This is a genomic window from Neobacillus bataviensis (genome assembly GCF_019969725.1).
This window is the reverse complement of sequence record NZ_JAHXYW010000013.1, coordinates 61,487-80,680: the sequence shown is the minus strand read 5'-3', so window position 1 is coordinate 80,680 and position 19,194 is coordinate 61,487. Positions and strand designations below refer to the sequence as shown.

The 19,194-nt window shown below is 37.3% G+C and carries 24 protein-coding genes; 12 read left to right on the top strand and 12 right to left on the bottom strand.

From position 1 onward, the window contains the following. Positions 1-4 precede the first annotated feature (4 nt). Together LC455_RS31550 and LC455_RS25120 are read right to left on the bottom strand one after the other, a co-directional pair. Entirely contained in the window at positions 5-139 is a 135-nt protein-coding gene (locus tag LC455_RS31550) for a hypothetical protein (RefSeq protein ID WP_263297902.1), read from the bottom strand. Between the two features lies 1 nt (position 140). Then, positions 141-302 carry a hypothetical protein gene (locus LC455_RS25120; RefSeq protein ID WP_166257651.1) on the bottom strand — a complete coding sequence of 54 codons (162 nt, stop codon included), beginning with the start codon at positions 300-302 and terminating at the stop codon, positions 141-143. Positions 303-435: 133 nt separating this feature from the next. Here LC455_RS25120 and LC455_RS25115 point away from each other — a divergent pair, with 133 nt between their 5' ends. The 5 genes from LC455_RS25115 (at position 436) to LC455_RS25095 (ending at position 5,139) form a co-directional block, all read left to right on the top strand. After that, positions 436-777 (top strand): DUF3905 domain-containing protein, encoded by a 342-nt coding sequence (locus tag LC455_RS25115; RefSeq protein WP_223595104.1) that lies wholly within the window; start codon positions 436-438, stop codon positions 775-777. Positions 778-862: 85 nt separating this feature from the next. After that, entirely contained in the window at positions 863-1,984 is a 1,122-nt protein-coding gene (locus LC455_RS25110; protein ID WP_223595103.1) for a CdaR family transcriptional regulator, read from the top strand. Positions 1,985-2,088: 104 nt separating this feature from the next. Continuing rightward, complete coding sequence (gene glcD / locus LC455_RS25105; RefSeq protein ID WP_223595102.1) at positions 2,089-3,501, top strand: glycolate oxidase subunit GlcD; 1,413 nt, start codon at positions 2,089-2,091, stop codon at positions 3,499-3,501. Next, a complete protein-coding gene (locus tag LC455_RS25100; RefSeq protein WP_223595101.1) occupies positions 3,498-4,823 on the top strand; it encodes a (Fe-S)-binding protein in 1,326 nt (441 codons plus the stop codon). The genes glcD and LC455_RS25100 overlap by 4 nt, the downstream gene beginning before the upstream one ends. Positions 4,824-4,935: 112 nt before the next feature. Next, positions 4,936-5,139 carry an alpha/beta-type small acid-soluble spore protein gene (locus LC455_RS25095; protein ID WP_223595099.1) on the top strand — a complete coding sequence of 68 codons (204 nt, stop codon included), beginning with the start codon at positions 4,936-4,938 and terminating at the stop codon, positions 5,137-5,139. 44 nt (positions 5,140-5,183) lie between these two features. Here LC455_RS25095 and LC455_RS25090 read toward each other — a convergent pair whose 3' ends face one another. From LC455_RS25090 to LC455_RS25065, 6 genes are all read right to left on the bottom strand, one after another. Then, a complete protein-coding gene (locus LC455_RS25090) occupies positions 5,184-6,278 on the bottom strand; it encodes an anti-sigma factor domain-containing protein (RefSeq protein WP_223595098.1) in 1,095 nt (364 codons plus the stop codon). Beyond that, on the bottom strand, positions 6,275-7,021 hold the full coding sequence (gene sigI, locus LC455_RS25085) for an RNA polymerase sigma factor SigI (RefSeq protein ID WP_223595096.1): 747 nt from the start codon (positions 7,019-7,021) through the stop codon (positions 6,275-6,277). Before sigI ends, LC455_RS25090 begins: the two co-directional genes overlap by 4 nt. 244 nt (positions 7,022-7,265) lie before the next feature. Continuing rightward, entirely contained in the window at positions 7,266-7,733 is a 468-nt protein-coding gene (locus LC455_RS25080) for a hypothetical protein (RefSeq protein ID WP_223595094.1), read from the bottom strand. A 106-nt stretch (positions 7,734-7,839) separates the two neighbouring features. Then, entirely contained in the window at positions 7,840-9,378 is a 1,539-nt protein-coding gene (locus tag LC455_RS25075) for an aldehyde dehydrogenase family protein (protein ID WP_223595093.1), read from the bottom strand. A 15-nt stretch (positions 9,379-9,393) separates the two neighbouring features. Further along, positions 9,394-10,491: an SDR family oxidoreductase gene (locus LC455_RS25070; protein WP_223595091.1), complete on the bottom strand. Its 1,098-nt coding sequence runs from the start codon at positions 10,489-10,491 to the stop codon at positions 9,394-9,396. A gap of 138 nt (positions 10,492-10,629) precedes the next feature. Further along, positions 10,630-12,210, bottom strand: a complete 1,581-nt coding sequence (locus tag LC455_RS25065) for a peptide chain release factor 3 (RefSeq protein ID WP_223595090.1) — start codon at positions 12,208-12,210, stop codon at positions 10,630-10,632. A gap of 179 nt (positions 12,211-12,389) precedes the next feature. Here LC455_RS25065 and LC455_RS25060 point away from each other — a divergent pair, with 179 nt between their 5' ends. From LC455_RS25060 to LC455_RS25050, 3 genes are all read left to right on the top strand, one after another. Continuing rightward, positions 12,390-12,650, top strand: coding sequence for a hypothetical protein (locus LC455_RS25060; protein ID WP_223595089.1), 261 nt, complete (start codon positions 12,390-12,392; stop codon positions 12,648-12,650). A 125-nt stretch (positions 12,651-12,775) separates the two neighbouring features. Further along, entirely contained in the window at positions 12,776-14,515 is a 1,740-nt protein-coding gene (locus LC455_RS25055) for an AAA family ATPase (protein ID WP_223595088.1), read from the top strand. 111 nt (positions 14,516-14,626) lie between these two features. Continuing rightward, the gene (locus tag LC455_RS25050) at positions 14,627-15,049 is read left to right on the top strand and encodes a YkvA family protein (protein WP_223595087.1); all 423 of its coding nucleotides are present in this window, start codon (positions 14,627-14,629) and stop codon (positions 15,047-15,049) included. 28 nt (positions 15,050-15,077) lie between these two features. Here the strand turns inward: LC455_RS25050 and LC455_RS25045 are convergent, their stop codons facing one another. Together LC455_RS25045 and LC455_RS25040 are read right to left on the bottom strand one after the other, a co-directional pair. Then, entirely contained in the window at positions 15,078-15,221 is a 144-nt protein-coding gene (locus tag LC455_RS25045) for a YjcZ family sporulation protein (RefSeq protein WP_440446426.1), read from the bottom strand. Between the two features lie 6 nt (positions 15,222-15,227). Continuing rightward, a complete protein-coding gene (locus tag LC455_RS25040; RefSeq protein WP_223595085.1) occupies positions 15,228-15,335 on the bottom strand; it encodes a YjcZ family sporulation protein in 108 nt (35 codons plus the stop codon). A gap of 214 nt (positions 15,336-15,549) precedes the next feature. On the opposite strand from LC455_RS25040, the gene LC455_RS25035 reads away from it, so the two are divergent. Then, positions 15,550-16,362 carry a glycerophosphodiester phosphodiesterase gene (locus tag LC455_RS25035; protein WP_223595084.1) on the top strand — a complete coding sequence of 271 codons (813 nt, stop codon included), beginning with the start codon at positions 15,550-15,552 and terminating at the stop codon, positions 16,360-16,362. A gap of 39 nt (positions 16,363-16,401) precedes the next feature. Here LC455_RS25035 and LC455_RS25030 read toward each other — a convergent pair whose 3' ends face one another. Both LC455_RS25030 and LC455_RS25025 read right to left on the bottom strand, forming a co-directional pair. Then, positions 16,402-17,232: an undecaprenyl-diphosphate phosphatase gene (locus LC455_RS25030; RefSeq protein ID WP_223595082.1), complete on the bottom strand. Its 831-nt coding sequence runs from the start codon at positions 17,230-17,232 to the stop codon at positions 16,402-16,404. A gap of 100 nt (positions 17,233-17,332) precedes the next feature. Continuing rightward, the gene (locus LC455_RS25025; RefSeq protein ID WP_223595080.1) at positions 17,333-17,803 is read right to left on the bottom strand and encodes a response regulator transcription factor; all 471 of its coding nucleotides are present in this window, start codon (positions 17,801-17,803) and stop codon (positions 17,333-17,335) included. 125 nt (positions 17,804-17,928) lie between these two features. On the opposite strand from LC455_RS25025, the gene LC455_RS25020 reads away from it, so the two are divergent. From LC455_RS25020 to LC455_RS25010, 3 genes are read left to right on the top strand one after another with little or no spacing between them, the layout of a single operon-like run. Then, positions 17,929-18,108: a hypothetical protein gene (locus tag LC455_RS25020; RefSeq protein WP_223595078.1), complete on the top strand. Its 180-nt coding sequence runs from the start codon at positions 17,929-17,931 to the stop codon at positions 18,106-18,108. Between the two features lie 41 nt (positions 18,109-18,149). Continuing rightward, on the top strand, positions 18,150-18,593 hold the full coding sequence (locus tag LC455_RS25015; RefSeq protein WP_223595076.1) for a DUF6114 domain-containing protein: 444 nt from the start codon (positions 18,150-18,152) through the stop codon (positions 18,591-18,593). A 35-nt stretch (positions 18,594-18,628) separates the two neighbouring features. Beyond that, a complete protein-coding gene (locus tag LC455_RS25010) occupies positions 18,629-19,189 on the top strand; it encodes a hypothetical protein (RefSeq protein WP_223595074.1) in 561 nt (186 codons plus the stop codon). Positions 19,190-19,194 lie beyond the last annotated feature (5 nt).

Below are 19,194 nucleotides of genomic sequence, written 5' to 3'. Positions count from 1 at the left end.
CGGCTTATTTTTCTTTCCTTGCCCCTTTTTGCTTAAATATCTTTTTTATTTCATATAGCTTAACCCCATTAACATCGCCAATTTCCATACTGAAATCCTCTGTCGGAATACGTGGGGGGATTTTTCGACGCCCTGCCATTTTAGCTTCTTCCTTTTTTTCCTAGTTTTGAATTCCGGTTTTGAAATCGAATAGCATTGTTATTATCAGTGAACTCCGCTGAGAATTCACTTTCCTGGACATTTTTGTGCGGGGTTTTCGTATATTTTTCCACTGCATCAAATTCCGCTTTACGCTTCGCCATTGTGTAACTCCTCCTAATCAGTAATCGTACATATATAGTTTTTTCATTTATGAATTAATCATTCGTTTCCTTTTTTTTCATTCATAAAATTATCCTGTTGAAAGAAAATAAGAAAAAATGGAGTGGTGAAAAAATGACAAAAGAAAAAGAAGAAAATGTAACCATTAACGAAACTATGCCCCACCAAATTAACGCCCCCAGTTTTGAAGGTACTGGTATTAAAATGGAGGCTCCCTTCACTAATGAACATGGCGTAGTCATCGGAGACAGCCTTTATGCGTCTGAAAACTCGCCATTGGAAAACTGGTCAAAAGAAACCGATCCTGCCATTATGTCAGGGGACCAGTGGGTTCATCCCACCAATGATATTGGCTGGAATACTGCCGAAAACCGTGAGCTTCTTGAAAGCAAAAAAAAGCCAAAAGGCTATCCATTTATGCATCCTTCCAAAGATGTCAGCCATGGAAGCGACTGAATGTAAGAAACTCTGGGACTATGCCTCCCAGAGTTTTTTATTTGCATGATATAATAAATAGATAGTTTTTTGAGGGGGACAAATCATGCTATTACCTGAACTCGCTGAGAAAATTGTAAAAGAAGTGAGAAAGTTAATTGGCGAGGATATTATCGTCGTGAATACTGAAGGGTATATCATTGCAAGTACAGACCTTGAACGTTTAGGAACCTTTCACGAAGGGGCGCTTAATGCTTCTCAAAATAAGAGAAAGCTGATTATTACAAAAGAAGATCAAACCAAACTTATCGGTGTAAAAGCAGGTATTAACTTCCCGATTTTTTTCCAAAATGACGTAATTGGTGTAATCGGTATTACGGGAGACCCAGCAAAAGTGACGCCTTTCGGAGAAATCATTCGAAAAATGACCGAGCTTTTAATCAGTGAAAATTATTATGCAGAGCAATTTGATTGGCATTCCCGTGCTCTGGAATCTTTTGTCATGGATTGGATCCAAGCCAAAGAGTGGAATGATGCTTTTATGAATCGCGCAAAACTGCTTAACATCGATATGGAAATAATAAGATCTGCAGTAATCATTGAATTTTCTGGACTTACCTCCCCTATAACCCGGGAAGCATGGTCCTCGATTTTTGAAAGGTTTCAGAAAAATGATCAGGAAGTTGTTGCCCGTTCAGGAAATGATCGAATCATTCTGTTAATCAATTGCACAAACGGTATCTCTCGAGAAAGGATAGAAAAGCGCTTAAAACAGTTTTTTCATTTTTTATTAGATCGTTTTAACATTCATGCGATTGCTGGTGTCGGCCAGCCAGCGGACCCAAAAGAAATCAGGGTCTCCTACTCTCAAGCTGAAAGATCTTTAAAAATTGTAAAATCACCTAGCAGTATTGCATTTGATGAGGACCTAACCCTGGAGATGCTATTAGAAGAAATCAGTCAAAAAACAAAAGCGGATTTTATAAAGCGGACGCTTGGACCTTTGACCCTGGAAAATGAACTTATGGCAACCATCAAAGAATTATTTAATCAAAATCATTCATTAAAAAATACAGCAAAAAATTTACATATCCACATCAATACCCTCCATTACCGTTTGAAAAAGGCGGAAGAGTTAACCGGATTAAATCCTAATAATATCCATGATTTATTAACCATGTATCTCGCAACCCTCCTTTTAGGTGAACAAACAAAAATCAACCATTAAATTGATATTTTTTTAGATGTTTATCCATAGCAGGCAAATGCCTGTTTTTTTTATACTTATATTAGTTAACTTTGTAAGCACGTTCACTTAAAAGGAGGAACATTATGCTTTCGAGTATTGTAAAAGAAAAAATAGTCTCTGTTGTAACCAGTGAAAACTTTGATGACAGCAAGGTTGAAAGACTTTCCTACTCCTATGATTCAACGCCCAACTTTCAATCCCTTCCCGATGCGGTTGTTAGTCCAAGAAATAGTCAAGAGGTAGCTGAAATCATAAAAATCTGTAATGAGTATAAAATCCCCATTGTCCCGCGAGGATCAGGTACTAATCTTTGTGGAGGTACATGCCCAACAGAAGGTGGAATCGTAATTCTTTTTAAACATATGAACAATATTTTAGAAATTGATGAAGATAACTTAACTGTAACGGTTCAACCAGGAGTTATTACCCTTGAAATGACTAATGCTGTAGAAGCAAAAGGTCTTTTTTTTCCACCAGACCCAGGCTCCATGAAGATTTCCACGATTGGCGGCAATATCAACGAGAACTCAGGCGGGCTCCGTGGACTTAAATATGGAGTCACACGGGATTATGTTATTGGACTGGAAGTTGTTGTTCCTAACGGTGATATTATTCGCACAGGCGGAAAACTGGCTAAGGATGTAGCAGGTTATGACCTTACTCGTCTCATGGTTGGATCTGAAGGGACTCTTGGCATTATTACAGAAGCGACTTTAAAGCTTATTCCCATGCCGGAAACTAAAAAAACCATGCTGGCCTTATATCAGGATCTTGAAGCTGCAGCCAAATCAGTTTCGAAAATTATCGCTAATAAAATTATCCCGACAACACTTGAGTTTCTGGATCAGCCCACTTTAAAGGTAGTTGAAGCATTTGCGCAAATCGGCCTGCCGACAGATGTGCAAGCTGTTTTATTAATTGAGCAGGACGGCCCACCTGAAGTAGTAAACCGAGATTTAGAAAGAATGGCTGAGATTTGTAAACAGGAAAAAGCAGTCTCTGTACAAGTAGCGGCAACTGAAGTAGAAGCGGAAGCGTTACGAACAGCACGACGTACTGCCCTATCCGCTTTAGCCCGTTTAAAACCGACAACGATTCTTGAGGATGCAACCGTTCCAAGGTCAGAAATAGCGAAAATGGTAAACGCCATAAATGAAATTGCCCAAAAATATCAGCTCGATATATGTACTTTTGGACATGCTGGTGATGGAAACCTCCATCCAACCTGCCCAACAGATTCCCGCAATCATGAGGAAATGGAAAGAGTAGAAATGGCTTTTGCTGAAATATTTGAAAAGGCTATCGAATTTGGCGGCACCATTACGGGTGAACATGGTGTTGGTGTCATGAAGGCGCCATACCTTGAACTAAAACTTGGTAAAGAAGGAATTGCTGTCATGAAAGCAATCAAACAAGCATTGGATCCTAATAATATTATGAATCCTGGCAAAGTTTTTGCAAAAGACAGCAGGAAGCGCGTGGTGGTTGGGAAATGACAACAGTGAAAGAAAAAGAAATCCTTCAAGAAAAATTTAAGGATCAAATGAATGAAGATGAGCTACTAAATTGTATGCGGTGTGGATTTTGCTTACCTTCATGCCCGACCTATATAGAATCTGGCTATAAAGAATCTCACTCACCAAGGGGAAGAATTGCCTTAATGAAAGCTGTTGTAGATGGATTAATTGAACCGGATGAGGACTTTGAACGCTCACTCGAACTCTGCCTCGGCTGTAGAGCCTGCGAACCAGTTTGTCCTTCCGGTGTAAAATATGGACATTTATTAGAAGATGCACGGGATATCATCAATCAAAACAAAAAATTTTCCATGCCAGCTAGAATAGTCCGAAAAACGGTATTTGAAAGCTTGTTTCCTCATCCAAATCGAATGAAAAATTTAGCTGGCTTAATTGGATTTTATCAACGCTCCGGTATTCAAACGATTGCCAGAAAAATTGGCTTTTTAGGATTATTGCCGGAAAATTTAGTAACAATGGAAAAGGTGCTCCCGAAAGTGCCGACGATGAAGGAAATGAAAAATCGTCCAGACTACTTGCCCTCAATCGGTACACAAAAGCATCGCGTGGCATTCTTTAGCGGCTGCTTAATGGATACAATGTTTATGAAAACAAATGATGCTACATGCAAATTATTACAAATAGCGGGATGCGAAATTGTCATCCCTCTAAATCAAACCTGCTGTGGTGCCCTTCATGGACATAGCGGAGAAAAACAATCTGCAAAGGATTTAGCCAAAAGAAATATTAAAGCATTTGAAGAATTGAATGTTGACTATATTATTACAAATGCTGGCGGATGCGGTGCCTTCTTAATTGACTATGATCATTTATTAAAGGATGATCCTGAATGGAGTGCCCGTGCAAAAATATTCGTCGAAAAAATTCAAGACATATCAGAAATTTTAGTGTCGGTTGGTTTTCATCAAAAAGTAAAATTAGAACTTCCTAAGCAAGTTATTACCTACCAAGATTCATGTCACCTGAGAAATGTCATGAAAACCGCTTCTGCCCCTAGAAGACTGTTAAAGTCCATAAAAGGGGTTGAATATGTGGAAATGAAAGATGCGGATCGCTGCTGTGGGTCTGCTGGAATTTATAATATAATCGAATCGGAAATGTCAATGAAGATGCTGGATAATAAAATGATTCAAGCGAAAAATACTCAGGCCGCATCAATTGTCACTGCAAACCCTGGCTGCTTATTACAAATGAAGCTTGGAATCGAACGTGAAGGACTCTCGGTTAAGATGAGAGGAATCCATATTGTTGACCTTTTATTAGAAGCAATAAATGATTAAAATTAACAAGTATTCCATACCCGAAAAACATTACCACTCATGAAAACAAGGAAGCAAATAAATAATATTGCTACAGAGATAAAATCTCTGGAGAAAAAAGGAGTTGAATGAGATGGCTAATAGCAGCAATAAATTATTAGTACCCGGAATTGAGCAGTACTTGGATCAGGTCAAATATGAAATTGCCCAGGAATTTGGAGTTCATTTAGGTTCAGATACAGTTTCAAGAGCCAATGGTTCTGTTGGCGGCGAAATTACAAAAAGACTTGTTCAACAAGCTCAGGCCCAATTATCAGGTAATTTAACAAACCAATAATTTCATACCATGGAAAAAAGTCCGGGTTTCACCCGGACTTTTATTTATTTAATCAAGCCATTTAAATTTACTTCAAGATTTACTTTATGATCTTTTAAATTTACATCAAGATTACCATTTTGATCATCTAAATTTACATTAAGGTGAACTTTGGCATTTTCATTCTTTTTTTCATTATTTTTGATTTTATTTTTTTGAGACGGGTTTTCCTTTTGAACCGATTGTTTTCTTGTCTGCCCGTAATTCTGCTTTATTTTTTCCTCTTCTATCTTTTTTAATTGTCCAGGAGGAATTGAGTTACCGCCAACCCGATTATTTTTATTTTCTGTACCCTTGTTATCAATTATAGTATTTTCGGTTTGCTTTTTCATTTGACCAGACGGCTCTGTTTTTTCTGTTTTTTCTGACTGCGTTGGAGGGACAGATTTATTAATTTCTTTATTAATTACATTTGCTTTCGCTTTTTCTTTGACTTTGTTGGTCAAGCTTTTCCCTGTTGTTAATCCTTGATTATGTGCTTTTTCCCAATCTTCTTTTGTTCCTGTAAGAACCTTTAGCTTATATTGTTGTCTTTTAACAGTTGATTTAATTTCCTTGATATTTTTTTGAAGTTTTTCCTCTGCATCCTTTTCCAGTTGTTTGGTCCGTACAGTTGAGAGGATAATGTTTTCATTATGATTCAAGTATCCTTCGTTTTTCATTTCGGCTAGAATTGCTTCAGTTAAGTCAGAAACATTTTGTTTTTTCCAATCTTCCAGCTCTGAAATAACCTTTTTTCCTTCTTTATTAAATCCAGTTAATTTAACAACCTGCATTTTTTTATTGACACCAAGCTCAATGCTCGGATTTACATCTATAGACATATAAGCATAAGCTTTATTATTTTGGTACATTGGGATAATTGTCCCACCAAGGATAATAACGAACGCCATTGCTGCAGCCCATACAGATTTTTGTCTTAAAAAATTTTTTACTCCATGAAATGATTGATTAGTTCTACTACTTTCAATGGGAAAAAAATGTATTTCCTCCCCGATTGAATATGACTGGTCTTGCTTTCGGGCACGCAAAAATTCACCTTCAGGGGTTAAAAGTGTTAGAAATCCGTTATCAATTTTCATTACAATTCCCTTTTTCATTCCTCTAGCACCCCCTTTAAATAATCTTTTAAATAAACATAATCACTCGATAAAATCAGAGCAATCGCAATAATGTATTTTCGATTTCGTTCAATCGTCTTTCTGCTGACATTTACCAATTTTTCCAGTTGCTTAATAGGAAGACGTTTTTTTTCAAATAACAAATCCTTCATTTCCTGATTCTCAATCAGCATTTTCGCTGCATAAATGGCGTTTTTCCGCGCATCGGCATGCTTTGGAGAATTCTCAACCAAATCGCTGAAACTTAAATCAAATGTCGTTAATAAGGTTTGAAATTGTATAATTTCATCTTTCCTGAGCTGTTCATCATTTTTTTTATGAAAATCATCAAGAGAAAGTTCATTTACAATCACAGTACCAGGTGACTCTTCTTCATTTGATGCATTAGTTAAGTCAAAACTAATATGTTGGTTTTTAGTCTGTTTACGGATATAATCAATGACTCTTCTTTTGATTATGACTTCAGAAAAGCTTAATAGCGAGCTTCCACGATCGGGTGAATATTTTTCAATTGCTTCATTAAATGCAATAAGACCAATACTAAATTCATCATCGGATTCATATATATATCGTCTGCATACGGAAGATACTGTTTTTGCAATAAAAGGTTTATAGGCATCGATTATTTCATTAATTAAAGATTTATCACCTTGTTGAATTAAGGCGACCGTTTCTTCTAACGTTCTTTTTTTCTTTTTGGTCATAAACAATAAACTTAGCATTTGCTCACCTCTATTCGACCAATTATAACATATGAATGTTACTTTGGACTTTATGTGGGCAAAGCATTTTCGAAAAAGATATACCCCAAGAACGGCTATCTTTTCCTGTTTATTATTTAATAAAAATTTGCGATCGCTATTTTCATTAAATAGTTACGTTGCATATGAAGGTGTTTCTGGGGGTTATAGGAAAATTTTTTTTCCCAATAAAAAAGCATCAAACCAATACATGATTTGAAGCTTTTTATTGCTTATGGAATTTAATAGCGAACAAAAATTTTATTAAGAAGCCAATTAGCAGCCCTGGGATTAAAAATAACATGGGTAAAAAAACGGGTCCAGGATGCACTTGAAATATTGAGATTTTTGGGGATAACATCAATCCAACAGTAACAAAATAGGCACCGAATACAAACGGTAAATAGGAGTGTTTCTCATTTTCAGGCATGGCCGAACGATAGCCATCCCACAGGGAAAACATATAAACACATGGGTAAAACATGAGCCATTGATAATTGGTGACCGACTCAGCTTTTTCTATTTCGCCTAAGAAACTGAACATAATGGCTTGATTAAAATGGCTATTCACATTCATGATAAATTCTAACGCAACAAACAATATTCCTTTAATATACTGTCCCATTAACAGCTGGCTAAATCCTGGGAAAGCAATATTCCATAACACTGTTTCCAATTTATTCATCTTTTTCATGGTACGATCCCGCTTCTTCTAGACATAATTTAAAATTCCTAACACTTTAATTTAGCTTATCCAGTCTAGTGCTAAAATAACGGTTGACCATTGAAATTTCCCAAGTTTAACTTTTTTTTAAAATACTTAAATAACTTTTGGCAAATTGCAGCCAATTTCGTTTGGCTTTAAAATAACTCTTAAAAAGAGTGAGAAACATTGGGTACTTGTCTTCATAGGGGTACCAATGAATTTCACTCTTCTTCCGTCCATGGTCCTCAACAATTGATTTTTCATGGCAAAAGATTCTCAAACCAGCATCTCCATGATATCTGCCTATGCCGCTTTGCTTTGTACCTCCAAACGGGAGACCATGATTGGCAACTGAAATGATGGCATCATTTATTACCACTGCCCCCGAAATAAGCTTCGAGGCTACTCTGCGTGCTTTTTGAATATCTCTTGTCCAAACGCTTGCATTTAATCCGTAAACTGTATCGTTTGAAAGCCTAATTGCCTCTTCCTCTGTTTCAAAAGGAATGATAGGGAGAATAGGTCCAAACGACTCTTCTTGAATAATTTTCATCTGGTGATTGACGTGTGTTACCACCGTCAATGGCAAGAACATCCCATTTTGCCATTCCTCAGGAGGGACTCCAGTTTCCAGGACAGCCCCATTGCCCAGGGCATCCTCCAGCTGATCCTTTACAATTTGAACTTGTGCCGGAAACGTCATTGAGCCTACATCTGCATTTCGATCCGTTCCTTGTCGAAGTGCTGAAATTTCCTTTTTCAATAAAGAAATGAATTTCGAATATACCTCTTTTTCTACATATAATCTTTCTGCACTCATACAAACTTGACCGCTATTGGTAAAAGCAGCCCATACAGCCCCTTTTGCTGCTCTCTCCAAATGAGCGTCCTTAAATACTATCATCGGATCCTTGCCGCCAAGTTCAAGAGTCGTTGGAATCAATTCCTTGGCGGCAACTTCCTGAATGATTTTTCCCGTTCTGACAGATCCCGTAAAAAAGATATAATCCGGCCTGCCTTTTGTAAATGCCGATCCAACCTCTTTTCCCCCATGAGCTACTTGGACGACTCCCTCTGGAAATCCGGCTTTACGAAATAAATCCTCAATGCATTTCCCTACCAGCGGAGTAACTTCTGATGGTTTTAATATCACTGTATTCCCTGATGCAAGTGCACTAATCATGGGTACCATCGCAAGCTGTAAAGGATAATTCCATGGTGAAATCACGAGTACGATTCCTCGTGGCATATATTCAATATAGGACCTTTTGCCAATTAATAATATCGGAGTTGTGACTTTCTTTCGATTTAAGATATTTTCTGCATGCTTGCAAATATGATCAATGCTATCCAAAGTTGGCATAATATCTGCGATAAGAGCCTCCGTTACAACCTTACCGGAATCAGCAGCAATAATGTCTGCCACTACTTCCATCTCTTCAACCATTATTTCTTTCAGTTTTTTTAAATACTTTAGCCGTTCCCCTATTTGCAGCTTACTCCATAATTGAAAAGCAGTCCGCCCTTTATGATAAATAAAGCCTACTTGACTTGCAGGAGTTTCCTCAATCTCTCCTATTTGCTTACCTGTTGCAGGGGCAATAACTTTTAGTTTTTCATGAGCCACATCCATGAACCTTCACCCTTTTTATAAGATATTTATATGATAGCTTGGGTTATCTTTTTGCCTTAAATAAAAGCTTGCCATTGGTTTAATTCCTTCTCTAAAATCGGGGCATATGATTCCGGAATCCTTTAAATCATTTTGTGCTTGGGTGTTATCAAAATTGCCCATCCAAGTAAAATAATCTAAAGCTTCTTTTTCTACACCAAGATATTTCCTTAATGGTTTTATAGATAGTAACCATTTACCAAGAGTTAAAGGGATCGATCCTTTTGGCTTTTTATTCAGAAGTTCTTGCATAATAATTTCATATAACTCTGATGCACGATAAGGTCTGGGATCCGTTAAATGATATGTTTTACCCGCAGCCTTTTCTAAGAAGCTGAGATACGCAGTTGCTTGTATAATATAGTCGACAGGGACAAGATTGACAAATGCTTCACCTTTTCCTAAGCGCGGGATAATAGGTAAAAATTTTAACCGCTCTAAAAAGTTCATGATAAAATAAGGTCCGTCAAATTTAATTGTCTCCCCCGTATGAGAATGACCTTTGACAATACCCGGGCGGATAATTGTGACTGGTACATCTTTTTTTATTCCTTCTACCAATACTTCAGCTTCAAATTTCGTTTCTTCATAATGATTTTTAAAGCGTGCAGGCCTGATTAGTTCCGTTTCATACAGAGTACCCTCTCGTACTCCAACGACATAGGCAGTACTAAAATAGGTATATCTTTCTAGATTAAGCAGCCCTCTTATCCATTCATTAACATTTGCTGTCCCGTAAACGTTTACTTTATAAGCAATATCTCGTGGAACTGCCAGGTCATAAATAGCAGCTAAATGGAAAACATGGGTTATCTTTTCCTTTAAATTTACCAGTTCTTCAGGATTATTCAACAATTCAGGTCTTGTAATGTCTCCCTCGATTATTGTGAAAGAAGTATCTGGAAGTCCAAGTTCTGATAGAATCGTTTTTCGTTCAGTTTCTGCTTTATCGGCCATACCAGGCAGCACTAGTGCGAAAACCTGCCCCTGTAAATTGTTTTTCTTCCATACTTCCCGAATTAGTTGATTACAAATGAAGCCTGGAAAACCCGTGAAAAAATACCCTTTTTCCAATTTATCTCCCCCTAGAAAATTATCGATAATTATTTTTATTGTAAATTCTTCCAAAAAGCTCCGTCTATAGGTAATTAGTTTGAATTTTCATAATATTCGACAGAGTAAAAACGGCGGGATATTTCCCGCCTTTGTCGTTTATTCATGTTGATCCATTGGATTATAAAGCTTAACATTTGGATTTTTTTCTTGGAACCATCTGAGGGCAAAATCGTTTTCGAATAAAAACACATAATGATCGTAACGGTCCTTAACCAGCAGGCTTCGCGAACTTGAAAGGTTTTCATCTACTTCATTATTTTCCACCCAACGAGCAATCTTAGAACCGATACGCTCCATTAAAACCTCAGCATTATATTCATTTCTCATCCTATGTTCAAATACTTCAAACTGAAGCTGGCCAACTGCCCCTAATAAATACTCCTCCATCCTTACGGATTTAAACAGCTGAATAGCACCTTCTTGAACGAGCTGTTGTATTCCTTTATAGAAGGATTTTTGCTTCATGACGTTCTTAGCAGAAACCTTCACGTATAATTCCGGAGTAAACTGAGGCAATCTTTCATATTGAAAATCGTCTTTACCAGTGGTAAGGGTATCACCAATTTGGTAAGTACCGGTGTCATACAGACCGATAATATCGCCGCTGACTGCTTCGTCTACCGTATTTCGTTCTTCTGCCATAAACGAAGTGGATTGGGAAAGCTTTAATTGTTTACCTAATCTTGGTATATTAACCGTCATCCCGCGTTCAAATTTTCCTGAACAAACGCGAATAAATGCAATTCGGTCCCGATGGGCAGGATTCATATTGGCTTGAATTTTAAAAACAAAGCCAGAAAACTGTTCTCCCAATGGATCGATTTCACCAGCAGATGAATTTCTAGCCTTCGGAGGTGGAGCAAACTTTAGGTAGGACTCCAGGAAGGTCTGAACTCCAAAATTCGTTAACGCACTTCCAAAGAAAACAGGTGTTAACGTACCTGCTGCTACTTTGTCCGCCGAAAAGTCATTCCCAGCTTCATTCAAGAGCATAATCTCATCTAATGTTTGATCATAAAGACCTGAGCTTTTTATTGGATGATCGCCTTCAATTTCACCCTCATCATTTAAAGGGATAAATCGTTCTTCTTCACTTACCCGGAATTGCTCAACACGATTATTAAAACGGTCATAAATACCGAGGAATTCTTTCCCCATGCCAATAGGCCAGTTCATAGGATAGGACTCTATTCCGAGAACCTCTTCAAGTTCGGCCAGCAATTCAAGCGGTGCTTTCCCTTGCCGGTCTAGTTTATTCATAAATGTAAAAATCGGTATGCCTCGCATACGGCACACTTTAAAAAGCTTGAGTGTTTGTTCCTCAATCCCTTTTGCTGAGTCGACAATCATTACTGCACTATCAACAGCCATTAAAGTTCTGTACGTATCTTCACTGAAATCTTGGTGTCCTGGTGTATCCAAAATATTAACGCGGAATCCGTTATAATCAAATTGCATCACACTGGAGGTGACGGAAATTCCCCGCTGCTTTTCAATTTCCATCCAGTCACTTGTTGCAAATTTCCCTGTTTTCTTCGCCTTTACAGTCCCTGCATCACGAATCGCTCCGCCAAATAATAATAACTTTTCCGTTAGTGTTGTTTTTCCGGCATCTGGGTGGGAGATAATCGCAAATGTCCGGCGTGACAATACTTCTTGTTTAAAATTGTTACCCATCTTGTCTTCCTCTCTTTTGACAATGAAAATTTTTGTCCATAACTTCAATCTTATCAGAGAAATCGTTACCTTTGCAATAATTCAATTTAGTACATGAAGTATTTCTTTTATCGAATAACCGAAAAGACTATAATGTAATTATGTTCTTTTAATTAGATAAAAATAGCTTAGGAGGCATTATGGATATCACGAAGATTGACCAGCCAACCTTAGATTTAATGACAAAGGCTTTTGCAATTGTCCTTGAGCAAAATAAGGTGTCTTATAAAAAAATTGGGATTGTTGAAGAAGGCGATCAGCTATTATTTTTGTATGAAGGAAAAGACGAAAAAGTTCATGTTTTCAAATGGAGCAAAGCATCCAGTGTCGGCGTTAGTATCGGAGTACTTGCCCAAAGCGTTTTAATGCCGATACTCCCTCATCTCCGTTTATTATCATAACATCCATAACACACCAGTCATTTAATAATAATGGCTGGTGTGTTTTTTCCCACCGATTTCCACATCCATTTTTCTGGAAATACCTTTATAATAGAGAAGTACTCTGTTAAAGGAGATGAGGGTTAATGAATGAAAGCAAAAGAAAAGTTTCTAAGTTCATTCCGTTGTTCGCAGCGTTTATTATAGTTATTTCCGGCATTATTTGGTTTGTCCAAAGCACGAAAAATGAAGTGTCTATCCCATTTTCATCTGTAGAAAAAACGATTCAAGCACAAAAGGGAAAAACAGTTTCCCTAACGGAACAAGCAGATGGCAGCATATATATTAAAGCTGGGGAAGCGGAATTTGTTTCCCATGTTCCGCCAAATAGTCAAATGGTCGACAAACTTGTTGAAAAATATAATATTAAATACTCCTATTCAACTAGCAGCCGCTACGGAAAATGGATTATGGGCGGAGTTGTTTTACTATTAGCAGGTGCAGCTTTTACTTTGCAAAAAGCAAAAGGCGGATTTGGTCTTACAAACTCCATGAAAAACAGTGTTGCCAAGTCAAGACCTTTGCCATCTATTACTCTAGAAGATATAGGCGGTCTTGGCGAGGAAATGAAGGAAGAGATTCTTCAGACGCTCACAACCTTAAAAGAACCTGAGCGTGCTATTAAATTAGGAATTAAACCGCCAAAAGGCATCCTTTTATACGGACCTCCAGGTACAGGTAAAACTCTGCTTGCTCAGGCGATTGCCCGTGAATTAAATGCTTCATTTTTTTCTGCAAGCGGCTCTGCCTTTAATGAATTGTTTGTTGGTGTTGGTGCAAGCCGAGTTCGTTCCTTATTCCAAACAGCAAGAAAACAAAGTCCAGCTGTTATTTTCATTGACGAAGTGGATGCACTTGCCGGCAAACGTAAAGCACATGGCGGTGAGGAAGCAGAAAAAACACTTACTGAACTTCTTGTTCAGCTTGATGGCGGTCATTCCAATGATGGGATTTTATTTATTGCTGCTACCAACAGAAAGGATATGCTTGATGAAGCCTTCCTGCGTCCTGGCCGAATTGATTTCTCCTTTCATGTTTCGCTCCCTGATACGAAAGGAAGAAGAGAAATCATTAATATTCATACGAAAGGAAAAGCGCTTGCAGAAGATATCCTTGCTTCACTGGATGAATTAGCGGAAAGTACATCCGGCTTTTCTGGAGCAGAACTTCAATCTTTGTTTGAAACTGCCAGCAGACGGGCAGTGCGAAACGGTCAAGATATGATTCAAAAGGGTGATCTGGATTATGCACTTGACCGAACCATTTTAGGAAGCACGTCCCGCTCTTTACAAGATCTAGATACAAAACGGCGAGTTGCGATTCACGAAGCAGGACATGCTATAGTTGCCTCATTAACAAAGCCGGGTTCTGTAAGAAAAGCGACGATTATTCCTCGCGGAGAGGCTCTTGGATATGTCGCGCCAATTCCAAAAGAGCTTCATTTATCAACAACGAGTGACTTATTAGACCGCGTAGCTATGATTTTAGCTGGCGGGGTAGCAGAAAGAATGTTTCTTGGTGAACATAGTATTGGCGTTAGTGGTGATGTTCATCAGGCAAAACAGATTATTGAGCAAATGGTCGATACTGGTATGCTCCAGAACGGATTTACCTTAACCTTTAATAAACAGGATAAAGAAGCTAAAATGCAAGAACTGTTTGAAAAAGGCTTAGAAAAAGCTGAAAGCTTAATAAATGGCCATCAATATCAGTATCAGATATTAGTCAATGCCTTATTAAAAAAAGAAACATTAGATGGCTTTGAGGTAGAAGAAATTGTTGGAAACCATTCAAACCATCACACTGAAAACGTAGTATTAGCATAAGATTGAAAACAGGTGCGGTGATGCACCTGTTTTTTCAATTTCATTATGAATAATGTTTTTTTATTTTGGAGGCAAACTAATGGGGGAAACTCCTTAAAGGAAGTGAAAAGTATGTTCGGGAAAAAAGAAGCATTGGAATTAGAGCAGAATAAATATCGGATCGAAGCAGAAGAATATTTGAACAAACCAGAAAAAACGGAGGGGCTTTTGAACAAAGCAATAAAAAAAGCCAATCAACGGAAAGGAAACCTTGGTGAAGCGTGGGAGAAGCTGCAATTACTGATTGAAATGATAAAAGCCTATTCAAAAGGTGACTACAAAAATATATCTAATGCTACTATTTTGACTTGTTTAGGGGCCATCCTATATTTTATTTCACCAATTGATTTGGTCCCAGATTTTATTGTTGGTCTTGGAATTATGGATGATGCTGCAGTAATTGGCTACACCATAAAAAAGTTAGGAACAGAGATTGAAGAGTTCAAAAAATGGAAAAAGTTCTCTCAAGTTGCAAAAGAAAACCCGTTTGATTAAATCAAACGGGTTAGTACAAAGTCCTCTATTACCATCTAAAGCAAGCCGCACCTACAATGATTAAAAGGATGAATAAAACAACGATTAACGCGAAACCGCCGCCATATCCAAAGCCACAGCCGCCATAGCCGTAACCTCCATAGCCATATCCAAACATTATATTACCTCCCATTTTCTATTAATAGAATCCTCCGTAACCCCAAGAAGCCCCAATTATAATTAACAAAATAAATAAAACGACTAGTAGGGCAAATCCGCCGCCGTATCCACCTGCTGCACCAGACATTTACATTACCTCCTTTTCTTAATTCCATATATCCTATTCACCTAGATAAAAATGTGCGATAGACACTTATCCATATAACCCAGAATTGAAAAAAAAGAATAAGCCCATTCTAATCAAAATAATTGGGTATTTGTCCTGAAATAATATTCAAATTTGACAAATAAAGCGGTTTTCCTTAATATGTTCACAACTAATTATGGATTGGAGCAAAAACTTGAGAAATGTTGTAACCATTTTCATGTTGATTTTTTTGACTTCATTTCGCCTAATCAATCGTTTAACTAAGCGCCCCCAAGGTCAAGCCCCATTAAAAATTGGTCATCGAGGTGCAGCTGGGTACTGTCCTGAAAATACCTTTTCCTCTTTTAACAAAGCTTTAGAACTAGGTGTCGATTTCCTTGAAATTGATATACAGATGACAAAGGATGGAGAATTGATCATCATTCATGATCCGACAGTAAACAGGACTACAAATGGCAAAGGGAAAGTAAAAGATTTAACTTTAAAGGAAATACATGAGCTGGATGCTGGCAGTTGGTTTCATCCGCGCTTTGCAGGTGAAAAGGTTCCAACCTTCAGTGAATTCTTAGATAAATACGCTGGTGTTACAGGATTGCTCATTGAATTAAAGAAACCTTCATTATATCCTCAAATCGAAGAAAAAGTAGCAAATGAACTGATAAAAAGAGGGCTTGCTTCTGAAGAAAATAAACAACAAATTATTATTCAATCGTTTGACAAAATTTCGTTAAAACGTATCCATCATTTGCTGCCTTCAGTGCCAATTGGTGTTTTGATTAAAAATACAGTTGTAAATGGACTCTCAACAAATGAATTAATTGGTTTTTCCAGTTTTGTTTCCTATGTAAATCCAAAAATTACCATGCTAAACAAGCGTCTATTAAAAAGAATTCAACGCCATGGATTTAAAACAATTATTTGGACTGTTAAAAAGAAAAGCGATGTAAAACTGTTAAGACATTTTGATATTAATGGGATTGTAAGTGATTACCCTGATTACATTTAAAAAGAAAAGGCAGCTCCATTACGGATGCTGCCAAATTTTTTAAAAGAAAACAATATAAATAATGAGTGCTAATACAATTCTGTAAATTGCGAATGGCAAAAGCTTTATTTTATTAATAAGTTTTAAGAAAAATCGAATCGATAGTAAGGCAAATATAAAAGCACTTATGAATCCAGCAATAAAAAACGGCAGAGTATCCATCGTCATATATTGCCAGTTTTTCAGTAAGGAAAGGAAACTTGCACCTGCCATAATCGGCACTGCCATGATAAAGGTAAAATCAGCAGCAGCGCGGTGGCTCATTCCCAAAAGTACACCACCTGATATAGTGGATCCTGAACGTGAGAATCCCGGCCATAAAGAGAAGCATTGAAAAATACCAACTGCTATTGCCTGTCCATATGTGATTTGATCTACAGTTTGCGTTTTAGGCTTCTTCGGTCCGATAATATCAGCAAGGATCATAAACACAGCGCCAATTACGAGGCCAATTAAAACAGTTTTAGTAGAGAATAGGTGTTCGTCGATATAATCATTAAACAAAACCCCTAGAACACCTGCAGGAATTAACCCTACTATAACCTGAGATAATTTAAGCCGTCCTTGACTTGGATTTTTATGCTTAATAAATCTCCCTAATCCTAACATTTCAATAAATCGGTCTTTAAAGGTAACCACAACTGCTAATATCGAACCAAGTTGAATAACTACCTTAAAGGTATTAGCGCCGTGCTTTGTTAAAAACGCTTCTGACTTTAGCCACATATCATCGACAATAATCATATGGCCTGTTGACGAAACAGGAGCAAATTCAGTTACTCCTTCCACCAGCCCTAAAATAATTGCTTTTAAGATCATAAGTAAATCCATGTAGTGAAATCTCCTAACTATTTGTTCCAAAATAATTATTTCAATGAACTTTCCTATTTTACTCATTTTCCAACTTGATAGCAAGAAGAATATTATTCAATTAACCCATTCGAATCGCTTTCACCGCAACTTCAGTCCTATTTTGTGCATTTAGCCTTTTCATAATATTTGAAATATAGTCTCTTACTGTAAATGCGCTCAAATAAAGCTTTAAGGCTGCCTCTGCTGTTGAAGCACCATCTGCCAAAAGCTTAATAATTTCCGTTTCTCTCGGAGACAAGGTAACCGAACTTTTTTCAGATAAATTTGGTTGTTTAATTTCGGCTTGGATAAATTTAGATAACAATTCACCAGAGCTTTGACCAAATTTCATTAATGCTGGATAAAGACTTGTATCTACCGTAAAATGATTTCCTGGACCTTGGTCTAATACAACCCCTCCAATTATTTTTCCTTCCTCCGGAACATAGATAGGAACAATAATTAAGGAAGACAGTTCAAACTTCTTTACATATTTTTCAGGGAGATCTTTTTCGGCAACAGGTATATAAATTGGCTGGAAATTTTTCATTTCGTGCCCTTGTGATTTAAGTTTAACAATACTTTCATTAAGAACTGGGATATTGGTAATTTTCTCAGCGATTACTTTAACTTCCTCATTATTTAATTGATGGCGGAGATGCTGAATTTACAAATATGAAAATGAAAGAAACTTATGTTGCAGATAAAGACCCTATAACACAAGCCGCCACAGGCTTCACTCAAAGCGCGAACACCATTACTATTAATAATGGTGAATTGAAAACCTTGTATTTATGGCAGGATAAAGTTTCTTTATCCAATATGAAGGTGTATTTTGAAATTCCAAGCAACTAAAAAAATATCAACATAGAAAATTTGAGTAAGGATGATAAAAAATGAACTCTACTTATTCAAAACGCGAGAGGTTTAAAAAATGGAGATCAAGGCGCCCTTTTTGGGGGGCAACCTTGTGCATCCTTTCAGGAATAATCATTTTATATGTTCCAGCACAACTTTATGAACTAGCTGCAACCCCAGGAAATATTTTGTTTGCAGGCTTCTTCTTAGGGGGCCTAACATTGTTATTAGGGGTGCTAGGGCATATTATGCCAAAACTTTCAACACTTCTCGGAGTTTTAGCGATTTTCTCTTCTGTTTTATCGATTTTGGGGGCATTGGGCGGTTTATTACTTGGAACAATTCTTGGCATTGTTGGCGGTTCAATGCTTATAGCCTGGAAGCCTGAGCTTGGGACTAGTGAGGCAATCCATCAGCCAAATGAAAATAAATTTGCCGAAGTAGAGGTTGCTTCGGGTAAAGAAACAATTTCAGAACAATAGTGCATCCAACGGATTAGATAAGAATGGTGATGTCATTGACATGTAGAAGTAATGCTTATAAGTTTGTAATCATATTTTTCCTAATAATTGGCGGGCTCTTGATTCCTAATAAGGTCAGTTTTGCCAGTAATTCAACGATTATTGGATTTATTATTGAAGCAACACAAATGGATGGTACTATGAGTGTCCCATCGATGATAGCTGGTGATACATCCCAACAAAAGGATCTGCCAATGCTCGAAATAAAATTCAAAAATCTTACAGCAGAAGGCTTAACCATTAAAAAATTAGTTAAAACTCCAAATGGGATTGTAACGCTTGACATGACTCTAAATGAAACAGTTCATTTTGATAATCTTAGCGTAAGTGTTACAAACGCTGTATTTACTGAGAATTATCTTCCTGATAACGGAAATATCGGACTCAAAAATGTTAAATTATTGTCACATAAAATTACTACAGGAAACTCAAACCTACCTCAATTTAAGTTAAGCAACGATGAAGGAGGTCAAGTCGAGTTAGAGCCAAAAGCCGAAGCAGAACTAATCCAAGTGCAAACCGTACTTGAAGGGCTACTAAGCTTAAAACAGCCATAATAAAG